At 54.6% G+C, this 22,366-nt stretch carries 16 protein-coding genes; 10 read left to right on the top strand and 6 right to left on the bottom strand.

The features are described from left to right. Positions 1–153 precede the first annotated feature (153 nt). From ilvL to ACIPUG_RS14790, 7 genes are all read left to right on the top strand, one after another. Complete coding sequence (gene ilvL / locus ACIPUG_RS14820) at positions 154–252, top strand: ilv operon leader peptide (RefSeq protein ID WP_071531109.1); 99 nt, start codon at positions 154–156, stop codon at positions 250–252. Between the two features lie 140 nt (positions 253–392). Further along, positions 393–2,039 (top strand): acetolactate synthase 2 catalytic subunit, encoded by a 1,647-nt coding sequence (gene ilvG / locus ACIPUG_RS14815; protein WP_400320485.1) that lies wholly within the window; start codon positions 393–395, stop codon positions 2,037–2,039. A 57-nt stretch (positions 2,040–2,096) separates the two neighbouring features. After that, the gene (gene ilvM, locus ACIPUG_RS14810) at positions 2,097–2,357 is read left to right on the top strand and encodes an acetolactate synthase 2 small subunit (protein WP_010294673.1); all 261 of its coding nucleotides are present in this window, start codon (positions 2,097–2,099) and stop codon (positions 2,355–2,357) included. A 25-nt stretch (positions 2,358–2,382) separates the two neighbouring features. Then, positions 2,383–3,309, top strand: coding sequence for a branched-chain amino acid transaminase (locus ACIPUG_RS14805; RefSeq protein ID WP_014916970.1), 927 nt, complete (start codon positions 2,383–2,385; stop codon positions 3,307–3,309). Between the two features lie 73 nt (positions 3,310–3,382). Beyond that, positions 3,383–5,233 carry a dihydroxy-acid dehydratase gene (ilvD, locus tag ACIPUG_RS14800; protein ID WP_010283912.1) on the top strand — a complete coding sequence of 617 codons (1,851 nt, stop codon included), beginning with the start codon at positions 3,383–3,385 and terminating at the stop codon, positions 5,231–5,233. A gap of 5 nt (positions 5,234–5,238) precedes the next feature. After that, positions 5,239–6,783, top strand: coding sequence for a threonine ammonia-lyase, biosynthetic (gene ilvA / locus ACIPUG_RS14795; protein ID WP_040034470.1), 1,545 nt, complete (start codon positions 5,239–5,241; stop codon positions 6,781–6,783). A 107-nt stretch (positions 6,784–6,890) separates the two neighbouring features. Further along, positions 6,891–7,634, top strand: coding sequence for a DUF2461 domain-containing protein (locus ACIPUG_RS14790; protein ID WP_104212883.1), 744 nt, complete (start codon positions 6,891–6,893; stop codon positions 7,632–7,634). A 12-nt stretch (positions 7,635–7,646) separates the two neighbouring features. Here ACIPUG_RS14790 and ACIPUG_RS14785 read toward each other — a convergent pair whose 3' ends face one another. Both ACIPUG_RS14785 and ilvY read right to left on the bottom strand, forming a co-directional pair. Next, on the bottom strand, positions 7,647–8,447 hold the full coding sequence (locus ACIPUG_RS14785; protein ID WP_104212884.1) for a lysozyme inhibitor LprI family protein: 801 nt from the start codon (positions 8,445–8,447) through the stop codon (positions 7,647–7,649). Further along, positions 8,444–9,334: an HTH-type transcriptional activator IlvY gene (ilvY, locus tag ACIPUG_RS14780; RefSeq protein ID WP_010283902.1), complete on the bottom strand. Its 891-nt coding sequence runs from the start codon at positions 9,332–9,334 to the stop codon at positions 8,444–8,446. The genes ACIPUG_RS14785 and ilvY overlap by 4 nt, the downstream gene beginning before the upstream one ends. A 167-nt stretch (positions 9,335–9,501) precedes the next feature. On the opposite strand from ilvY, the gene ilvC reads away from it, so the two are divergent. Beyond that, positions 9,502–10,980: a ketol-acid reductoisomerase gene (ilvC, locus tag ACIPUG_RS14775; RefSeq protein ID WP_010283900.1), complete on the top strand. Its 1,479-nt coding sequence runs from the start codon at positions 9,502–9,504 to the stop codon at positions 10,978–10,980. 113 nt (positions 10,981–11,093) lie between these two features. Here the strand turns inward: ilvC and putP are convergent, their stop codons facing one another. Then, a complete protein-coding gene (gene putP / locus ACIPUG_RS14770; protein WP_400338958.1) occupies positions 11,094–12,578 on the bottom strand; it encodes a sodium/proline symporter PutP in 1,485 nt (494 codons plus the stop codon). 196 nt (positions 12,579–12,774) lie between these two features. On the opposite strand from putP, the gene putA reads away from it, so the two are divergent. Further along, entirely contained in the window at positions 12,775–16,719 is a 3,945-nt protein-coding gene (gene putA, locus ACIPUG_RS14765) for a trifunctional transcriptional regulator/proline dehydrogenase/L-glutamate gamma-semialdehyde dehydrogenase (RefSeq protein ID WP_400338956.1), read from the top strand. A gap of 94 nt (positions 16,720–16,813) precedes the next feature. On the opposite strand, the gene ppiC is transcribed toward putA, so the two are convergent. Next, positions 16,814–17,095 (bottom strand): peptidylprolyl isomerase PpiC, encoded by a 282-nt coding sequence (gene ppiC, locus ACIPUG_RS14760; RefSeq protein ID WP_039277727.1) that lies wholly within the window; start codon positions 17,093–17,095, stop codon positions 16,814–16,816. Positions 17,096–17,255: 160 nt separating this feature from the next. Here ppiC and rep point away from each other — a divergent pair, with 160 nt between their 5' ends. Continuing rightward, entirely contained in the window at positions 17,256–19,277 is a 2,022-nt protein-coding gene (rep, locus tag ACIPUG_RS14755) for a DNA helicase Rep (protein ID WP_014916955.1), read from the top strand. A gap of 213 nt (positions 19,278–19,490) precedes the next feature. Here the strand turns inward: rep and ppx are convergent, their stop codons facing one another. Together ppx and rhlB are read right to left on the bottom strand one after the other, a co-directional pair. Beyond that, on the bottom strand, positions 19,491–20,987 hold the full coding sequence (ppx, locus tag ACIPUG_RS14750; RefSeq protein WP_205566980.1) for an exopolyphosphatase: 1,497 nt from the start codon (positions 20,985–20,987) through the stop codon (positions 19,491–19,493). 6 nt (positions 20,988–20,993) lie between these two features. Further along, a complete protein-coding gene (gene rhlB / locus ACIPUG_RS14745) occupies positions 20,994–22,283 on the bottom strand; it encodes an ATP-dependent RNA helicase RhlB (RefSeq protein ID WP_014916953.1) in 1,290 nt (429 codons plus the stop codon). Positions 22,284–22,366 lie beyond the last annotated feature (83 nt).

Genomic DNA, 22,366 nt, shown 5'->3' with positions numbered 1-22,366 from the left:
TGATGCGCGTCTACCTTATGATTACGTTGTATTTTTTCTCGTATCATAGGTAATCCTTACGGGTGGCAATGAAAAAAAATTGTTGTCAGGCCATGTCTTACTGTGATAACTCTGTAGGCATTCGTTCGACAGAAGATTAATGAACAACCTATTATGAAAGCCCTATCCCTAGTGATTAGCCTAGTCGTGATTAGCGTGGTGGTGATTATTATCCCACCGTGCGGGGCTGCACTTGGACGAAGAATGGCTTAGAAATCAAGGCCTAATTCAAGAAAACCCCCGCACCGAAAGGTCGGGGGTTTTTTGTTGGGCGTAATCTATAACGGAAAGGAACAGAAAATGAACATCAGCATAAAATTCTGTTATTCCCATAAGATGTCGGGGAAATAACTATGAATGGAGCACAGTGGGTGGTTCAAGCGTTGCGAGCGCAGGGAGTGGAAACCGTTTTTGGTTATCCAGGGGGCGCGATAATGCCAGTCTACGATGCACTTTATGACGGCGGCGTTAAACACCTGCTGTGTCGCCACGAGCAAGGCGCAGTGATGGCGGCGATTGGCTATGCCCGCTCCACGGGCAACGTGGGCGTCTGCATTGCGACGTCCGGCCCGGGGGCAACGAACCTGATCACCGGTTTGGCCGATGCGCTGCTGGATTCTGTGCCTGTGGTAGCGATCACCGGACAGGTTGGGTCGGCACTGATCGGCACCGATGCTTTTCAGGAGATCGACGTGCTGGGGCTGTCTCTGGCCTGTACGAAACACAGCTTTTTGGTTGAGTCTCTCGAATCATTGCCGGAAGTGATGGCAGAAGCGTTCGCGATTGCCAACAGCGGCCGACCAGGCCCTGTTCTGGTCGATATTCCTAAAGATATTCAGCTGGCGATGGGGGATTTCACTCCGAACTTTGCGCCCGTTGCTAACGATGTTGATTTCCCCGATCAAGATATCGCGCAGGCATATGCCCTGTTGGCTAAAGCGCAAAAACCCGTGCTGTACGTTGGCGGTGGTGTTGGCATGGCGAATGCGGTTCCGGCACTGCGTGAATTCCTGAGCGTAACGGATATCCCTTCCGTTTCGACGCTGAAAGGGCTGGGTGTCGTGGATGCCAATCATCCCTATTACCTCGGTATGATTGGTATGCACGGCACGAAGGCGGCGAACCTGATTGTGCAGGAGTGTGATTTGTTAATCGCCGTTGGGGCGCGCTTTGATGACCGCGTAACCGGCAAGCTGAACGCCTTCGCGCCTCACGCCAGCGTGATTCACATGGATATCGACCCAGCGGAACTGAGCAAGTTGCGTCATGCTAATGTCGCGTTGCAAGGCGATCTGAACGCGATATTACCGGCGCTGCAACAACCGCTGAACGTCAGCGCGTGGCGCCAGCAGGCGACCATGATGAAGGCGGAATACCCGTGGCGTTATGATCATCCCGGTCAGGCGATTTATGCGCCTGCGCTGCTGAAAACGATCTCCGAACGAATGGATGCGGACACCGTGGTGACGACTGATGTAGGCCAGCACCAGATGTGGGCTGCGCAACATATGACGTTCAGCCGCCCTGAGAATTTCATCACCTCCAGCGGCCTCGGTACGATGGGCTTCGGCGTACCCGCTGCGGTAGGCGCACAGGTTGCGCGCCCGGACGATATGGTTATTTGTATTTCCGGCGATGGCTCTTTCATGATGAACGTTCAGGAGTTGGGCACCATCAAGCGAAAACGGCTGCCGTTAAAGATCGTGCTGCTGGATAACCAACGGTTAGGCATGGTGCGTCAGTGGCAGCAGTTATTCTTTGATGAACGTTATAGTGAAACTGACCTCTCCGATAACCCTGATTTCCTGACACTGGCAAGCGCGTTTGATATCCCTGGCCAGCGCATCACCCGTAAAGATCAAATTGATGTCGCGCTGGACGCCCTGTTTAACAGCGAAGGACCCTATTTACTGCACGTATCGATCGATGAATATGAAAACGTCTGGCCACTGGTTCCGCCGGGTGCGGGTAACGAAACGATGCTCGATAAAACCGAATAGGCTCGACAACACCGAATAATGGCCGACTTACACAGAATAAGTGCTGGAGACAACAGAATGACACACCATCAACTTTCGATTCAGGCGCGCTTTCGTCCCGAGGTTCTGGAGCGTGTATTGCGTGTTACCCGCCATCGCGGTTTCAAAGTTTGCGCGATGAATATGGTGCAAACCACCAATGCCGATCACATTAATATTGAACTGACCGTTGCCAGCCATCGTTCGGTGGATTTATTGTCAACGCAATTGAGCAAGCTGTTGGATATTGCCTGCGTTGACATTCAACCGATGACGACATCACAGCAGATCAGCGCCTAACGCAAAAGAATAAGGAAAAAGAAGAATGACAAAAAAAGCGGACTACATTTGGTTCAATGGCGAGATGGTTCCATGGGCTGAAGCAAAAGTACACGTCATGTCGCATGCCCTGCATTATGGCACCTCCGTCTTTGAAGGCGTTCGTTGCTACAATTCACATAAGGGCCCGGTGGTTTTCCGTCACCGTGAGCACATGCAGCGCCTGCGTGATTCGGCAAAAATTTACCGTATGCCCGTCGCACAAAGCGTAGATGAGCTGATGGAAGCCTGTCGTGAAACGCTACGTAAAAATAACCTGACCAGCGCGTATATTCGTCCACTGGTGTTCATTGGTGATGTGGGTATGGGCGTTAACCCGCCAGACGGTTATCAAACCGACGTCATCATCGCGGCCTTCCCGTGGGGCGCGTATTTGGGTGAAGAGGCGCTGGAAGCCGGCATTGATGCGATGGTGTCATCCTGGAATCGTGTGGCGGCAAATACCATTCCAACCGCCGCGAAAGCGGGTGGCAACTATCTATCCTCCCTGCTGGTGGGTAGCGAAGCACGCCGCCACGGCTATCAGGAAGGGATCGCGTTGGATGTCCACGGCTATGTTTCCGAAGGCGCAGGCGAGAACCTGTTTGAAGTGAAGGACGGTATTATCTTCACGCCGCCGTTTACCTCTTCGGCGCTGCCGGGCATTACGCGTGACGCTATCATCAAGCTGGCGAAAGATGCGGGATATGAAGTGCGTGAGCAGGTGCTGTCCCGCGAGTCACTGTATCTGGCGGATGAAGTCTTCATGTCCGGCACGGCGGCAGAAATTACCCCCGTGCGTAGCGTCGACGGCATTCAGGTCGGTGCTGGCAAACGCGGACCGGTCACCAAAGCCTTGCAGCAGGCGTTCTTTGGCCTCTTTACGGGTGAAACCGAAGATAAATGGGGCTGGCTGGATCCGATAAATCAGTAAGCAGTCAAGACAGACAGTCAGGCGGTGACACGTTCCGTCATCGCCAAATTCGTAATTTTTGGAGTAACAGAGCATGCCTAAGTACCGTTCAGCCACAACCACTCACGGCCGTAATATGGCCGGTGCCCGAGCCTTGTGGCGCGCCACCGGGATGACCGACGACGATTTTGGTAAACCGATTATCGCAGTGGTCAACTCCTTCACCCAATTCGTGCCGGGCCATGTGCACTTGCGCGATCTGGGTAAACTGGTTGCCGAGCAGATCGAAGCCTCCGGCGGCGTCGCGAAAGAATTTAACACCATTGCGGTCGATGACGGTATCGCGATGGGACACGGCGGCATGCTCTATTCCCTGCCTTCCCGTGAACTGATCGCCGACTCCGTGGAATACATGGTCAATGCCCACTGTGCGGATGCCATGGTGTGTATTTCCAACTGCGACAAAATCACCCCGGGGATGTTAATGGCGTCGCTGCGTCTGAATATTCCGGTGATTTTTGTTTCTGGTGGCCCGATGGAAGCAGGGAAAACCAAATTATCCGATCAGATCATCAAGTTGGATCTGGTGGATGCCATGATTCAGGGCGCAGATCCGAAAGTCTCGGATGAGCAGAGCGAGCAGGTGGAGCGTTCAGCCTGTCCGACCTGTGGCTCCTGTTCTGGTATGTTTACCGCTAACTCCATGAACTGTTTGACCGAAGCGCTGGGGCTGTCTCAGCCGGGTAACGGTTCTCTGCTGGCAACGCATGCTGACCGTAAGCAGCTGTTCCTGAACGCAGGCAAACGTATTGTCGGTCTGGCGAAGCGTTACTACGAGCAGGATGACGAGAGCGTGCTGCCACGCAATATCGCTAATAAAGCCGCATTTGAAAACGCCATGATTCTGGATATCGCCATGGGCGGTTCCACCAATACCGTTCTGCATCTGTTAGCCGCGGCGCAGGAAGGTGAGGTGGACTTCACCATGACCGATATCGACAGGCTGTCACGTCAGGTGCCACACCTGTGTAAAGTGGCGCCGAGCACGCAGAAATACCATATGGAAGACGTACACCGCGCGGGCGGCGTGATCGGTATTCTGGGCGAGTTGGACAGAGCGGGTTTGCTGAACCGTGAAGTGAACAATGTGTTGGGCAAAACACTACCGGAAACGCTGGAAGCCTACGACGTGATGCTGACGCAGGATGAGAGTGTAAAAAGCATGTATTCCGCTGGCCCGGCGGGTATCCGTACGACTAAAGCGTTTTCTCAGGATTGTCGCTGGGATTCACTGGATACCGATCGTCAGGAAGGGTGTATTCGTTCCCGCGAATTTGCCTACAGTCAGGATGGCGGGTTGGCCGTGCTGTACGGCAATCTGGCAGAGAATGGCTGTATCGTGAAAACCGCAGGCGTGGATGAAGGGAGTCTGGTCTTCCGCGGTCCGGCAAAAGTTTATGAAAGCCAGGATGATGCGGTAGACGCCATTCTGGGCGGTAAAGTCGTGGCGGGTGACGTCGTTGTGATCCGTTATGAAGGGCCGAAAGGCGGGCCGGGTATGCAGGAAATGCTGTATCCGACCACCTACCTGAAATCGATGGGGCTGGGTAAAAGCTGTGCGCTGATCACTGACGGGCGCTTCTCCGGCGGTACTTCTGGCCTGTCTATCGGCCATGCGTCTCCTGAAGCAGCCAGCGGCGGCACCATTGCACTGGTACAGGACGGTGACATCATCGCGATTGATATTCCGAACCGCAGCATTGCGCTGGTCCTGGATGATAATGCGTTAGCAAGCCGCCGCGCAGCGGAAGAGGCGAGAGGCGAGCAGGCCTGGACGCCACATAATCGCGAACGTCAGGTGTCTTTTGCGCTGCGTGCGTACGCTAGCCTGGCAACCAGCGCGGATAAAGGCGCTGTGCGGGATAAAAGCAAGCTGGGAGGCTAATGCTGATGGCTGTGTCACAACCTCTTCCTGCCGCGCCGGGAGGCGCGGAGTATCTGCGGGCGATCTTGCGCTCGCCAGTGTATGAAGTCACGCAGGTCACACCGCTAGAGAAGATGGAAAAGATCTCTTCGCGGCTGGGTAATGTCATTCTGGTAAAACGTGAAGACAGGCACGCGGTGCACAGCTTCAAGCTGCGCGGCGCGTACGCTATGATGGCCGGTCTGAGCGATGAGCAAAAATCCCACGGTGTGGTAACGGCGTCAGCCGGTAACCATGCGCAAGGTGTCGCGCTCTCTTCCACCAAGCTGGGGATTAAATCGCTGATTGTGATGCCGGTGGCGACGGCTGATATCAAGGTAGATGCCGTGCGCGGTTTTGGCGGCGAAGTGCTGCTACACGGTGCCAACTTTGATGAGGCCAAGGCGAAGGCGATTGAGCTGTCACAACAGCAGCATATGACCTTTCTGCCGCCGTTCGATCACCCTGCGGTGATTGCGGGACAGGGCACGTTGGCGATGGAATTACTACAGCAGGATGCGCATCTGGATCGCGTGTTTGTGCCGGTCGGCGGTGGTGGTTTGGCGGCAGGTGTTGCCGTACTGATCAAACAGTTGATGCCGCAGATTCAGGTGATCGGCGTAGAAGCGGAAGATTCCGCCTGTCTGCGCGCGGCGCTGGATGCCGGGCAACCGGTCGATCTGCCGCGTGTCGGGCTGTTTGCCGAAGGCGTGGCGGTGAAGCGCATTGGCGATGAAACGTTCCGCCTGTGTCGGGAATATCTGGATGACGTGATTACCGTCGACAGCGATGCCATCTGTGCGGCAGTGAAAGATCTGTTTGAGGATGTCCGCGCAATTGCTGAACCGTCCGGCGCGCTGGCGTTGGCGGGGATGAAAAAGTACATCCAACAGCATCAGATTCAGGGTGAACGTCTGGCGCATATTCTGTCCGGCGCGAACGTCAACTTCCACGGGTTACGCTACGTTTCTGAGCGCTGCGAGCTGGGTGAACAGCGCGAAGCCTTGCTGGCCGTGACGATCCCTGAGAAACAGGGCAGCTTCCTGAAGTTTTGCCAACTGCTGGGCGGTCGTTCCGTTACCGAATTCAACTACCGCTATGCGGATGCCAAAGATGCCTGCATTTTTGTCGGTGTGCGTCTGACGCGTGGCTATGTGGAGCGGCAGGAGATTATCGCCGAGCTGTCCGCAGACGGTTATGAAGTGGTGGATTTGTCCGATGATGAAATGGCGAAGCTGCACGTTCGTTATATGGTCGGCGGACGCCCTTCCAAACCGCTCCAGGAACGGCTGTACAGCTTTGAGTTCCCAGAGTCGCCGGGCGCATTACTGAAATTCTTGCATACGCTGGGAGCGCACTGGAATATTTCACTGTTCCATTACCGCAGCCACGGCACGGATTTTGGTCGCGTGCTGGCCGCGTTCGAGTTGGATGCAGGCGATCGGGAATTCGAGCAGCACCTACAGGCGCTCGGCTATGAATGCCACGACGAAACCAATAATCCGGCGTTCCGTTTCTTTTTAGCGGGTTAAGTTAGTTGATTACGCGCTGAGTTTTCCCTTAATGCCGCCGATGGTGTTTCACCGTCGGCGGCGTTATCTTTAATGTCATCTGACAGCAACAGGGATGGCATTTCTTTATGGCAACGCAGTTCACGGGTTTTTCTCAAGCGGGTTTAACGTTTCTTCAGCAGGTGCGTCAGTACAACGATAAAGCGTGGTTTGACGAGCATCGTGCGGTTTACGATGAGCAACTGGTTGCGCCGTTCCGCACGCTGGTGGATGAACTCAGTCTGACCATGTTGCAGATTGATGATCACTTTGAAACACGTCCCGCTATCGGTAAGACTCTCTCCCGTATTCATCGCGACACGCGCTTTTCTCACGATAAATCACGCTATCGCAGCCATATGTGGCTCACTTTCAAACGTACTCGCAAAGACTGGACGGATGCACCGGTGTATTTCTTTGAAATCACGCCGGATACCTGGCGTTACGGGCTGGGCTATTACAGCGCGACGCGTAATACGATGGACCTGTTCCGTCAGACGCTGCGCGGTAATCCGTCGCAGTTTCTTGAAGTAGCAAGCTGTCTGGGAAAGACCTTCACGCTGGAAGGCGAAAGCTACAAACGCCCGCTGATTAAAGATCAGGAGCTGGAACTGGCTGACTGGTATAACCGTAAGTCGTTTGCCGCGATATCTACCCGACAGGATATGGACGCGCTGTTTTCCGGCGATCTGGTGACGGTTCTGTCACAGGGTTTTACCCAGCTTGAACCGCTCTATCATTACCTGATGAACGTCGAAACGATGAAGAAGGCCGTGCAGGAAACGGAGTCCGATACGCGGGCCTTTTCGGCGGATAAGTGGTTCGAACGCTAGAGCTAGCCAACGCTACGGCGTTTTCTGCTGCTCCAGTGGCGTTTTATCGCGCTCCAGCAAATAGTTAAACAGGTAACCTTCTTCCCGATTGCTGCCGAAGGTGGCGATTTGCAGATGATCATCGTCAATGCAGGTGAGTAGTATTTTCACCTGCTGGCCGAAGCTGCTTTCACCTTTGCCAATGGCTTGCGTATCGCTCATCTGACGGGCGGTGAAGTCTGAATCATCCAGCTTGTTACCGTAGCGAAATGCAATGGACGCGCCGCCTTCAATCTTGCCGCGCTGGTTGGTCATCGTCAGGCTGACGGCGTGGTAGGGTGCTTTCTGATCGTACATTTCCCGAAAATAATCCCCCAGATCGCGATATTCCTCGGCGGAAAGCCCTGACATCACATACTCATAGCTGAATGAGCCGTGGAAACAAGCGGTGCTTTTCACGGGCGTAATCGGCGAAGGGAGTGCGTGCTGCGCGATGTCATTCAGATAGCGCAGCCGGTTTAACTGCTGCTGGTAGCGTTGGCGCAAGCAGTCCTCGTCTTTGCATTGATCGCGTGTGGTCAGCCAGCTGCGCTGAAACTGGTTGAGCGTTTTTTCCCACGGCGCGCTGTTGTCGTACGCTGTCAGGAACGCGCGGGAGGTCTTCCAGACCTGTGCCAGTTCTTCATCGAGCTGCCCGAGCAGCGGGCTGGCGCAAATCAGCTTTTCCTGTGCTGAGACGGCGTTGTTGCAGGAGAAACTGGCGGCTTGCGCATGGTGGCTGAGGGAAACGAACGTCACCCCTGCGGCGATCAGGGCAGTGAAGGCTATCTTCATGGGGTATCCTGTAATATGTCCCAAAAGGCGGCAATCAGCGGTTCGCTAAGCCGTTTTTTCTGTACGCACACGCCGAGTTCAAGCGGTTCCATTACCTGCTCGACAAAGACAGAGACGCGGTTGCGTACCGGTTCCGGGCTGTTTTCCAGTACGACGTTGGGAATCAGCGCGATACCACAGCCCAGCGCGACCATCGATACCATCGCTTCATGCCCGGAGATGGTGGCGTAAATTTGCGGGTTAGTGATGTGGTTGCGTCGAAACCACAGATCGATGCGCTTACGCACCGGGCCGTGTTCCGGCAGGATAAACGGAATCTGCGACCAGTCTGGGTCTGCCTGCCGCACCAGCGACTGCACGGGGCAGGGAAGTGCCGGGATAATCAACGCTAGTGGCAGTTTATCGAGCGGCATGAAGTCAACACTTGCTGGGAGCGCTTCCGGGCGTCCCGCAATCCCCAAATCCCCATCATTCGACTGAATTTTCTCAACGGCATCAGCGGCATCTCCCGTCGTCAGTTTAATTTCTACCAGCGGGTGCAGCGCCCGAAAGCGATCCAGTATCGGCGGCAGGTGGCTGTAGGCGGCGGTGACGGAACAGAAGATCCGCAGCTCGCCGCTTAACGACGGCCCGTGCTGGTCTATCGTGTGGCGTAGCTGCTGGTATTGTAGCAACGTTTGCTGGGCGAACTGCTTCAGGTGATCTCCGGCATCGGTAAGCTGCACGGTACGGTTATCGCGCAGAAACAGCGTCTGCCCTAAATCCTCTTCCAGCCGTTGGATTTGCCGTGACAGCGTGGATGGGCTGATGTGCATCGCCTTGGCGGTACGGCCAAAGTGCCGACTTTCCGCCAGATGCAGGAATAATTTGAGATCACGTAGATCCATGCGATACAGGCCCCGTTTTTTATCTTGCAGATAGTGCAATGTGACGTTGTTAATATATCAATTTAAGCAACGCAATTCCTGTCATATGATGGGGTCATAGTGAATTCCCATCTGGCGGGAATCCTTTCTCGAATAACAGACAAACAAAACCGTATACGGAGCACGACATGGCTAACTATTTCAACACATTAAACCTGCGTCAGCAGCTGGATCAATTAGGCAAGTGCCGCTTCATGGGGCGTGATGAATTTGCCGATGAGGCGAGCTACCTGAAAGGGAAAAAAGTGGTGATCGTCGGCTGTGGTGCTCAGGGTCTGAACCAGGGTCTGAACATGCGCGATTCTGGTCTGGATATCGCTTACGCCCTGCGTGCTGAAGCGATTGCCGAAAAACGCGCATCATGGCGCAAAGCGACCGAAAACGGCTTCACCGTTGGTACCTACGAAGATCTGATCCCGCAGGCTGACCTGGTGGTTAACCTGACGCCGGACAAACAGCACTCAGCAGTCGTTCAGGCGGTACAACCGCTGATGAAACAGGGCGCTGCGCTGGGCTACTCTCACGGCTTCAACATCGTTGAAGTGGGCGAGCAAATCCGTAAAGACATCACCGTCGTGATGGTGGCACCGAAGTGCCCGGGTACGGAAGTACGTGAAGAATACAAACGTGGTTTCGGCGTACCAACGCTGATCGCGGTTCACCCGGAAAACGATCCGAAAGGCGAAGGTATGGCCATCGCTAAAGCGTGGGCTGCGGCAACCGGTGGTCACCGTGCTGGCGTTCTGCAATCCTCTTTCGTTGCGGAAGTGAAATCTGACCTGATGGGTGAGCAGACCATTCTGTGCGGTATGCTGCAAGCGGGTTCTCTGCTGAGCTTCGACAAACTGGTTGCTGAAGGCACCGATCCGGCTTATGCAGAAAAACTGATTCAGTTCGGCTGGGAAACCATCACCGAAGCGCTGAAGCAGGGCGGGATCACGCTGATGATGGATCGCCTGTCTAACCCAGCAAAACTGCGTGCTTACGCACTGTCTGAGCAGCTGAAAGGCATCATGGCGCCGCTGTTCCAGAAACACATGGATGACATCATCTCCGGCGAATTCTCCAGCGGCATGATGGCTGACTGGGCGAACGATGACGTGAAACTTCTGACCTGGCGTGAAGAGACCGGTAAAACGGCATTCGAAAACGCACCGCAGTTCGACGGTAAAATCGCTGAGCAAGAATACTTTGATAACGGCGTGCTGATGGTTGCGATGGTGAAAGCGGGCGTTGAGCTGGCGTTTGAAACCATGGTGAGCTCTGGCATCATCGAAGAGTCGGCTTACTACGAATCACTGCATGAGCTGCCGCTGATCGCTAACACCATTGCGCGTAAGCGTCTGTATGAAATGAACGTGGTTATCTCTGATACCGCTGAATACGGTAACTACCTGTTTGCTAACGCTGCCGTTCCATTGCTGAAAGATGCATTCATGGCATCCCTGCAGCCAGGCGATCTGGGCAAAGCGGTAGCAGGCACCGAAGTGGACAACGCGCAGCTGCGTGATGTTAACGAAGCGATCCGTAATCACCCAATCGAAACCGTAGGCCACACGCTGCGCGGTTACATGAAAGACATGAAGCGTATCGCTGTTGCGGGTTAATTTCCGTCAGTGATCGAAATAGAAGAGGGCACAGCATTGGCTGTGCCCTCTTTTTTATCAACGAACGCTTTTATCGCCGGGCTTTTGTAGCAATAGCAAACGTACGTTTTTTATCAAACGGACTTATATTGTTCTTCCGCCTGATTGAAGCGATCGGTAATCGCTTTTGATGGCGCTTTACCCAGCAGGCTGACGATAAAAATGGTCAGGCTGTTGAAGATGAAACCTGGGATAATTTCATACAGGCCCAGCCAGGCGTAGTGTTCCCAGATCAGCACGGTTGTTGCGCCCACGATCATGCCGAACAGGGCACCGTTGCGCGTCATGCGCGGCCACAGCAGGGAAATCAAAATCACCGGTCCGAATGCGGCACCGAACCCAGCCCAGGCATAGCTCACCAGACCCAGCACGCGGTTTTCAGGATTAAGCGCCAGCGCGATAGCGATGATAGCCACTAACAGCACCATGGCGCGGCCCACCCACACCAGCTCTTGCTGACTGGCGTTTTTGCGCAGGAACGGCTTGTATAAATCTTCGGTGATGGCGCTGGAGCACACCAGCAGCTGGCAGCTTAGCGTACTCATCACGGCAGCCAGAATCGCAGACAGTAGCACCCCGGCAATCCACGGATTGAACAGCAGCATGGATAGCTCGATAAAGACGCGTTCGCTGTTTTGCGTCACGTTACCTGCCTGATCCGGGTTGTTGTGGAAGTAAGCAATGCCGAAGAAGCCTACCGTCACGGCACCAGCCAGACAAAGAATCATCCAGGTCATACTGATGCGGCGTGCGCTGTGGATCGTGTGGTGCGAATCGGCGGCCATAAAACGCGCCAGAATGTGCGGTTGACCGAAATAGCCCAGACCCCAGCCCATCAGCGAGAGGATAGCGACAAAATTCAGTCCTCGGAACATATCCAGGTTGGCCGGGTTTTTCGCTTCAATCACCATCAGTGAGCTATCAATTCCTCCAAGAGACAGGATGACGATCACTGGCGTCAGAATCAGGGCGAAAATCATCAGGCTGGCCTGAACGGTGTCCGTCCAGCTTACGGCGAGAAAGCCGCCGATGAAGGTATATGCGATGGTGGCTGCTGCACCGGCCCACAACGCGGTGCCGTAACTCATACCGAAGGTACTTTCAAACAGGCGCGCTCCAGCGACCACGCCGGATGCACAATAGATCGTGAAGAAAATCAGGATGACTAACGCGGAGATCACGCGCAGTAATTTACTGTTATCTTCAAAGCGGTGGGTGAAATAGTCAGGCAGGGTGAGCGCGTTGTGGTTTACCTCAGTGTGTACGCGCAGGCGTCCGGCGACCCATTTCCAGTTCAGGTACGCGCCTAACGTCAGGCCGATCGCGATCCAGCTTTTAGAAATCCCGGCAATGAAAATAGCGCCCGGTAATCCCATGAGCAGCCAGCCACTCATATCGGAAGCGCCAGCCGACAGCGCGGTTACCACGCTTCCCATCCGGCGTCCGCCCAGAATGTAATCGCCAAAGTTATTGGTGGCGCGGTAGGCAAACAGGCCGATGAGAACCATCCCGAAAATATACAATAGAAACGTCACCAGCATAGGTGTGCTTATTGTCATTCAACTCTCCACATTATTTTTCGTGCCGCTGTCGCGGCGACGCTGTGTTTTATAGTAATCACTCAGGCCGGAACGAGGTCTGACGGTGATGATGGGCTGCAACCGATCCGTTTGTTAACAAGGTTGCACAAAGTTGCAACATGGTTGATATTGACGTTATCCCGATGTGCATCTTCTCATGACAGGAGTGGACTCTATGGGCTCTACCACGATGGGTGTAAAACTCGATGAGGAAACGCGCGAACGTATCAAGGCGGCAGCCCAGCGTATTGATCGTACACCGCACTGGCTGATCAAACAGGCTATTTTCCATTACCTCGAACGCCTCGAAAGCGGCCTCGACACTCCTGAAACACCGCAATGGGCGAATGTCAGCCACATTGAAGCGGAAGAGATTATGCCGCAATCTCAGGAAGAAGAAACCCACCTACCCTTTCTTGATTTCGCCGAGCACATTCTTCCGCAGTCCGTTATCCGCGCCGCCATAACTTCTGTTTACCGCCGCCCCGAAAGTGAACTGGTTCCTATCTTGCTCGAACAGGCAAGACTTACCGATGAAATGTCGCAGTTAACGCAAAAACTGGCTTATCAACTGGCAGAGAAATTACGTGGTCAGAAAGCCGGAAATGGGCGTGCGGGCATTGTGCAAGGACTGCTACAGGAATTCTCACTTTCTTCTCAGGAAGGGGTGGCGCTGATGTGCTTAGCCGAAGCGCTGCTGCGTATTCCCGATAAATCCACGCGTGATACGCTTATTCGCGACAAGATCAGTCGGGGAAATTGGCAGGCGCATCTTGGTCACAGTCCGTCACTCTTTGTGAATGCTGCAACCTGGGGACTGCTGTTTACCGGAAAGCTGGTGGCGACGCACAACGAAGTGAACCTCTCGAATTCGCTGAACCGCATCATCGGGAAAAGCGGCGAGCCGCTTGTCCGCAAAGGTGTCGATATGGCTATGCGGCTGATGGGAGAGCAGTTTGTCACCGGGGAAACTATCGGCGAAGCGCTGGCGAATGCCCGTGAACGGGAGAATAAAGGCTTCCGTTACTCTTACGACATGTTAGGTGAAGCCGCGCTGACGGAACATGATGCTGCCGCGTATCTGTCGGCCTATCAACAGGCGATTCATGCTATCGGCAAAGCCTCGAACGGGCGCGGGATTTACGAAGGGCCGGGCATCTCCATCAAGCTGTCGGCGCTGCATCCCCGCTATAGCCGGTCGCAGTATGATCGTGTGATGGAGGAACTTTATCCGCGTTTGTTGATGCTGACGCTGCTGGCGCGTCAGTACGATATCGGGATCAATATTGATGCGGAGGAAGCCGATCGACTGGAGATCTCGCTCGATCTGCTGGAAAAACTCTGCATGGAGCCGCAGTTGGCGGGGTGGAACGGCGTTGGGTTTGTCATTCAGGCTTATCAGAAACGTTGCCCGTATGTGATTGATGCGTTGATTGAGCTGGCACAGCGCAGCCGTCGGCGGCTGATGATTCGTCTGGTGAAAGGAGCGTACTGGGACAGTGAAATCAAGCGCGCGCAGGTTGACGGGCTGGAAGGCTACCCAGTCTACACGCGTAAGGTCTATACCGATGTGTCGTATCTGGCGTGCGCTCGGAAGCTACTGGCCGTCCCGAATCTGATTTACCCGCAGTTTGCCACGCACAACGCGCAGACGGTAAGCGCGATCTACCACATGGCGGGCAACAATTATTATCCTGGGCAGTATGAATTCCAGTGCCTGCACGGCATGGGGGAACCGCTTTACGATCAGGTGGTGGGCGCGGTTGCTGATGGAAAACTGAACCGTCCGTGCCGTATTTATGCTCCGGTCGGAACCCATGAAACGCTGCTGGCTTATCTGGTGCGACGCCTGCTGGAAAACGGCGCGAATACCTCGTTTGTTAACCGCATTGCGGATACCTCAATGGCGCTGGAAACGCTGATTGCCGATCCGATTCGTGGCGTAGAGGCGCTGGCAAAAGTGGAATGGAGCATGGGCGCACCTCATCCCAAGATTCCTCTGCCACGTCAGCTATATGGACGGGAACGGCAAAATTCGAGCGGACTGGATCTCTCGAACGAGCACCGGCTGGCTTCGCTCTCCAGCGCGTTGCTGAATCATGCGTCACAGCCGTGGTATGCCGCGCCAATGATTGAGGGGGAAAGCGAGGCGAGTGAAGAAAGACCTGTCGTGAATCCCGCAGATATGCACGATGTGGTGGGCTACGTTCTCGATGCCTCGGTGGCGGATGTTGAGCAGGCGGTAGATGCCGCAGTACATGCTGGCACCATTTGGTTTGCGACGCCACCCGCAGAGCGGGCCGCGATATTGAATCAGGCCGCCTCGCTGATGGAAGGGCAGTTGCAAAGTCTGCTGGGACTGCTGGTGCGGGAAGCGGGTAAATCCTTCAGTAACGCGATTGCCGAAGTGCGCGAAGCGGTGGACTTCTTGCGCTATTACGCGGGGCAGGTTCGGGATTCATTCACCAATGATACCCATCGTCCGCTGGGGCCGGTGGTTTGCATCAGCCCGTGGAATTTCCCGCTGGCGATCTTCACCGGCCAAATTTCTGCCGCACTGGCGGCAGGAAACAGCGTGCTGGCGAAACCGGCTGAACAGACGCCGCTGGTTGCGGCACAGGCGGTGCGTATTTTACATGAGGCGGGCATTCCTCTGGGTGTGCTGCAACTGCTGCCCGGACAGGGAGAAACGATTGGTGCCGCGTTGGTCAGCGATGAACGGGTACGCGGCGTGGTGTTTACCGGATCGACGGCCGTTGCCAAAACCCTGCAACGCAGCATCGCGGGCAGGCTCGATCCACAGGGGCGTTTGACGCCGCTGATTGCCGAAACGGGTGGACTGAATGCGATGATTGTCGATTCGTCTGCGCTGACGGAGCAGGTGGTGAATGACGTTATCGCCTCTGCGTTCGACAGCGCTGGACAGCGTTGCTCGGCGCTGCGTCTGCTGTGCCTGCAAGAGGATATTGCGGATCGCACTCTGGCTATGCTGCGTGGCGCGATGGCGGAGTGTCGAATGGGCAATCCTGAGCGGTTATCGACCGACATCGGTCCGCTGATTGACGTGGAAGCGAAAGAGAACGTGGAACTGCATATCCAGACGATGCGGTCGAAAGGCCATACGGTATTTCAGGCAGCGTATCCGCAGGATGAGGAGACGTGGCGGCACGGGACGTTTGTGAAGCCGACCCTGATCGAGCTGGGCAAGATAGACGAGCTGAAAAAAGAAGTTTTTGGTCCAGTTTTACACGTAGTTCGCTATCAAAGCCAGCAGTTGGATGCCGTGATTGCGCAGATCAACGCGGCGGGATACGGTCTGACGCTGGGTGTGCATACCCGCATTGATGAAACTATCCTGCGTGTGACGGGCAAGGCGAAGGTGGGTAATCAATATGTGAACCGTAATATGGTCGGTGCCGTTGTCGGTGTTCAACCGTTTGGTGGGGAAGGCTTATCAGGAACCGGACCAAAGGCGGGCGGGCCGCTTTATCTGTACCGTTTGCTGGCACATCGGCCGGACGACGCGCTTGCGGCAGAATTCGCACAGCAGAACCGTGAACAGGCGCTGCTGGCGGGGCTACAGGCGCTGGAAGACTGGGCGATTGCTGAGGAGCGTCACGGGCTAGCGATGTTATGCCAGCGCTATAGAGAATATAGCGTTAGTGGGACAACGCGGCTGTTGCCCGGCCCGACAGGGGAAAGTAATTCCTATACGCTGCTGCCGCGCGAGCGGATTTTATGTCTGGCGGATAATGAGGACGATCGCTTGATTCAGACGGCGGCGGTGTTGGCAACGGGCGGGGAGTTGTTGTGGCAGGAAGGCGAGCAGGAGAAAACGCTTTACGGCCGTTTACCCGCCGGCGTGCAGTCGTATATTCAGTTCACGCCTGACTGGCAGCGGCAAGGTGTGTCTTTTCATGGCGTCATTTATCATGGGGATGCCGATCGATTACGGCAACTGAGTGAGGCGCTTGCAGAGCGCGATGGCCCGATTATCCAGCCGTTAGGCTATGCGCAGGGCGATACCCACGTTCAGTTGGAGCGTCTGTTGACCGAACGTTCCCTGAGTATTAATACCGCTGCTGCGGGCGGCAATGCCAGCCTGATGACGATAGGTTAATAAGGCATTTAATAGAAAAAACGCGCCAAACCAGAAGGTCGGCGCGTTTTTCATGTTCGGGGGTGTCGGCGTGGCGACTTCATTGCGATACAACTTAATTGCGATAAAGCACCTTGATTACGTGGTAACCAAACTGGGTTTTCACCGGACCAAACGGCTTCAGCAATTCGCAGGAAAACACCGCCTTATCGAATGCTGGCACCATGTCGCCTTTACGAAATTCACCTAAATCGCCGCCGTTGCGTTTTGACGGGCAGGTCGAGTGCTTCTGTGCCAGTTTCTGGAAGTCTGCACCTTTTTCCAGTTGCGCAAGAATTTCAGTAGCTTCCTGCTCAGTGTCTACCAGGATGTGTAGGGCTGCTGCGGTATTTGCCATGTTATTACCTTTTTTGCAAAAGAGATTCCGGCGCGCAATGTAACATTTGCAACGCAAGATGTGGACTGCGATGTGCTTTCCTTAATAACAAATCCCTGGTCAAGATCGATACGGCTTTCTGCTACAATCGCCTTCCGTTTTATGAGTGAGCAAGATCGTTATGCGCTTAAACCCCAGCCAACAACACGCCGTCGAATTCGTCACCGGACCTTGTCTGGTGCTGGCGGGCGCAGGTTCAGGCAAGACCCGCGTTATCACCAACAAAATCGCGCACCTTATCCGCCAGTGTGGCTATCAGGCTAAGCACATTGCCGCTGTGACGTTTACCAACAAAGCGGCGCGAGAGATGAAGGAGCGTGTGTCGCAAACGCTGGGGCGTAAAGAAACGCGTGGGTTAATGATCGCGACCTTCCATACGCTGGGGTTGGAGATCATCAAACGTGAATACGTCGCGTTGGGCATGAAATCCAATTTCTCATTGTTTGACGATCAGGACCAGATGGCGCTGCTGAAAGAGCTGACGGAACAGTGGCTGGAAAACGATAAGGTTCTGCTGCAACAGCTGATCTCGACGATCTCAAATTGGAAAAACGATCTGATCGATCCTGCCGGCGCGGCAGCAACCGCCCGTTCCGAACGCGATAAACTGTTTGTGCATTGCTACTCGCTCTATCACGATCACTTACGTGCCTGTAACGTACTGGACTTCGACGATCTGATTTTGCTGCCCACGCTGTTGCTGAAGCAGAACGCGGAGGTGCGTGAACGCTGGCAGAACCGCTTACGCTACCTGCTGGTGGATGAATATCAGGACACCAACACCAGCCAGTATGAGCTGGTTAAGCTGCTGGTAGGCACCCGCGCGCGTTTTACCGTCGTAGGTGATGACGATCAGTCTATTTACTCCTGGCGTGGTGCGCGACCACAGAATCTGGTGTTGCTACAGCAGGATTTCCCCGCGCTTGACGTGATCAAGCTGGAACAAAACTACCGCTCGTCCGGGCGCATTCTGAAAGCCGCCAATATTCTCATCGCCAATAACCCGCACGTTTTTGAAAAGCGTCTGTTCTCGGAGCTGGGTTACGGCGATGAACTCAAAGTGATTACCGCCAACAATGAAGATCACGAAGCGGAGCGGGTCGTTGGTGAGCTGATTGCCCATCACTTTATTAAAAAGACCCAGTACGGCGACTATGCCATTTTGTATCGTGGCAACCATCAATCGCGTCTGTTTGAAAAGATGCTGATGCAGAACCGTATTCCGTATCGTATCTCCGGCGGCACGTCGTTTTTCTCCCGACCTGAAATCAAAGATTTACTGGCTTATCTGCGCGTACTGACCAATCCAGACGATGACAGCGCGTTCTTACGTATTGTGAACACGCCCAAGCGTGAAATTGGCCCGGCGACGATGAAGAAACTGGGCGAGTGGGCAGGGCAGCGCAATAAAGGTCTGTTCAGCGCGAGTTTTGATCTTGGGCTGAGCCAGACGCTGACCGGTCGTGGGCTGGAGTCCCTGCAACGGTTTACCCAGTGGCTGGCGGAAATCGCCCGTCTGGCAGAGCGTGAACCGGTCGCCGCCGTGCGCGACCTGATTCATGGGCTGGACTACGAAAGCTGGCTGTATGAAACCTCGCCGAGCCCAAAAGCCGCAGAAATGCGGATGAAGAACGTCAATCAGCTATTCAGCTGGATGACGGAAATGCTGGAAGGCTCCGATCTGGATGAGCCGATGACGCTGACGCAGGTCGTAACGCGCTTCACGCTGCGGGACATGATGGAACGGGGAGAGAGTGAAGAGGAACTGGATCAGGTTCAGCTAATGACGCTACATGCGTCCAAAGGCTTGGAATTCCCGTACGTCTTTTTAGTTGGGATGGAAGAAGGTCTGTTGCCGCACCAGAGCAGCATTGATGAAGATAACGTCGACGAAGAGCGTCGTCTGGCATACGTGGGGATTACGCGTGCTCAGCGCGAACTGTTCTTCACATTGTGTAAAGAACGCCGCCAGTATGGCGAGTTGGTGCGCCCTGAGCCGAGCCGTTTCCTGCTTGAACTGCCGCAGGATGATGTGGTGTGGGAAACGGAAAGAAAAGTGGTTAGCGCACAAGAGCGTATGCAGAAGGGTCAGACGAATGTCGCTAATATTCGGGCGATGTTAGCGAAAGCAAAAGGGGAGTAGATATACCCGTCATACTTCAAGCTGCATGTGCGTTGGCTTCCCTTACTCACCCCAGTCACTTGCTGGTGTAAGCTCCTGGGGATTAATGAGTCTCATAAATGAGACTCCCCCTTCGGGCCAGCGTTCACGCTGTTCAAATCGGGCTGACACCGATTTGTCGTGCGCTTGCCGCCTTCCTGCAACCCGAACTATTTAGGGTATAATATATATCCGTTAAGCTGTGGTTTCTTCCAACATCAGCGGCCAGTGTACGTAGCTCTGCCAGCGGCTTTCCTGTTCCAGCATTTCTGCCCGTAACGGGTGCTGAGCCAGCCAGCCGGCAGGCAGAATCAAACGTAACGCTTCGCCTTCTACGCGTAATCGTACGGCTGGCAGCGTGTCATCACGGCGGCGGCTGGCAAAAATAATCGCCAGACGCAACAGGCGGCACAGGCGCTGTGCCTGATTGACCGGCAGCGCATTCTGCTGACTGAGCGGCATTAAATCGACAGGGTTAATCTGGTTTTGCAGGAGTGTCGCTAACAGCTTTTTCTGGGCGGGCGTAAAGCCGGGGAGATCGCTATGGCGAATCAAATAGGCTGCATGCTGGGGCGACTGGCGAAAATCGATGCTCAAACCGATTTCGTGAACCAGACAGGCGCTGCGCAGTAACTCACGAGCCCGATTATCTAACTGCCAGTCACGGGCAACCTGTTGCAGAAAGTTGTCCGCCAATGCACTGACGCGTTTAGCCTGTTCGGTATCCAGCAGATAACGGCGTTGCAGCGTTGCTAACGTACGGTGACGAATATCCTGATCGACAGGAAGATCCAGCATGCCATAGACCAGTCCTTCACGCAGCGCGCCTCCGGCCAGCGTCATCGTTTTGATGTCGAGTTCCTGGAAGATCGCCAGTAGAATGGCTAATCCGCTGGGGAAAACCAGCGCGCGTTCCAGCGTCAGGCCATCAATTTCCAATTCTTCCAGCTTATCGCATTGAATCGCATGCTCTTTAAGCTGTCTGAGCTTCGGCAGAGTAATGTATTCATCCATTCCCTGCGCGACCATAATTTCCTGTAGCGCCTGGACTGTGCCGGAAGCGCCGACGCAGATTTGCCAACCCTGCTCACGCAGAGAGGACGCGACAGGGCGCAACATTTCACGCGCCGCCTGTTCAGCGCGTTCAAAATTACCGGCTTCCAGATTGCGGTCACTGAAATAGCGATCCAGCCACGTTACGCATCCCATCGGGAGGCTGATCAACTGAGTCGTTTTTGCGCCGATTCCCGTTGCCAGTTCGGTACTGCCACCGCCAATATCCACGACCAGACGCGCATCCGGGCCGCCTGTCGTATGTGCCACACCTTGATAAATCAAGCGTGCTTCTTCTTCACCGCTGATAACCTGAATCGGCAAGCCCAGAATTTCCTGAGCCCGTTGCAGAAACTCGTCAGCGTTCGTTGCCAGTCGCAGGGTGGCTGTCGCGACAACGCGCACCTGATCCTGCGGAATGTCCTGCAACCGTTCGGAGAACAGCTGTAGACACTGCCAGCCACGCTGCATCGCTTCCTGCGAGAGCCGATTCTGTTTATCCAGCCCTGCCGCAAGGCGGACTTTACGCTTTATTTTCGCCAGCGTCTGAATGCTGCCTGCGGTTTCCCGGGTGACCAGCATATGGAAGCTGTTCGAGCCGAGATCGATGGCAGCGTAAAGTGAAGAAGAGCTCAGCATCGACGGTTAGTCCGCTCGTTTACGGTTATTACGGGGCGCTCCGCTGCGGCGTGGCGCATTGTGTCGGCGCGGGCCATTATTGGAACGCGGTGGACGTGTTAAACGCTTCGGCGCAGGTAAATCATTCATCAGCGCGTCACTGTTGTATTTGCTGACTGGGATACCGTGACCGATATAGGTTTCGATAGCCGGAAGGTTCAGCGCGTACTCTTCACAGGCCAGACTGATAGAGAATCCACTCTGCCCCGCACGGCCCGTACGGCCAATACGGTGAACGTAGTCTTCGCAGTCATCCGGCAGATCGTAGTTAAAAACGTGGGTCACAGAAGGAATATGCAAACCGCGTGCTGCAACGTCCGTTGCCACCAGAATATCCAGATTACCTTGGGTAAATTCTTCCAGAATACGCAGACGTTTTTTCTGTGCGACGTCGCCCGTCAGCAGCCCAACGCGATGGCCATCGGCAGCCAGATGGCCCCAGATGTCTTCACAGCGATGCTTGGTATTCGCAAAAATAATGCAGCGGTCCGGCCACTCTTCTTCCAGCAGTGTCTGGAGCAGGCGCATTTTTTCTTCGTTGGATGGATAAAACAGTTCTTCTTTAATGCGGTGGCCGGTTTTCTGTTCCGGTTCAACTTCCACATACTCGGCGTTATTCATCTGTTCAAACGCGAGTTCACGCACCCGGTAGGAGAGCGTAGCGGAGAAGAGCATGTTCAGGCGCTGTGCCGTTGCGGGCATGCGGCGGAATAGCCAGCGAATGTCTTTAATGAAGCCGAGATCGTACATGCGATCTGCTTCGTCCAGCACGACGACCTGAATCGCGCCCAGATTGATGTGGTTCTGCTTGGCATAATCGATCAGACGACCGGTGGTGCCGATCAGAATATCAACGCCGCTTTCCAGCACTTTAAGCTGTTTGTCGTAGCCGTCGCCACCGTAGGCTAAACCTAATTTTAGCCCAGTTGCATGAGACAGCGCTTCTGCATCAGAGTGAATCTGGACAGCCAGTTCACGAGTTGGTGCCATAATTAAGGCACGTGGCTGATTGGTCTGACGCTCTGCGTTTGCAGGGTGTGAAAGCAGATAATGGAAAGTAGACGCGAGAAAAGCCAGCGTCTTGCCGGTACCGGTTTGCGCCTGACCCGCAACATCACGCCCTGACAGAGCCAATGGCAGAGCTAACGCCTGAATAGGCGTACAGTTATGAAACCCTTTACTTTCAAGAGCTTCAATAACCTGCGGGTGCAGGGCGAAGTCGGAAAACTTCTGTTCAGTTAAGTGTGTTTTGCTCATAGTGTGGTAGAATATCAGCTAACTATTGCTTTACGAAAGCGTATCCGGTGAAATAAAGTCAAGCCGTTGTTGGTTAATGCTAC

Origin of the sequence: Pectobacterium sp. CHL-2024, assembly GCF_044751765.1 — a bacterium.
Lineage (GTDB): Bacteria > Pseudomonadota > Gammaproteobacteria > Enterobacterales > Enterobacteriaceae > Pectobacterium > Pectobacterium brasiliense.
This window is presented reverse-complemented; position numbering and strand designations above follow the sequence as displayed.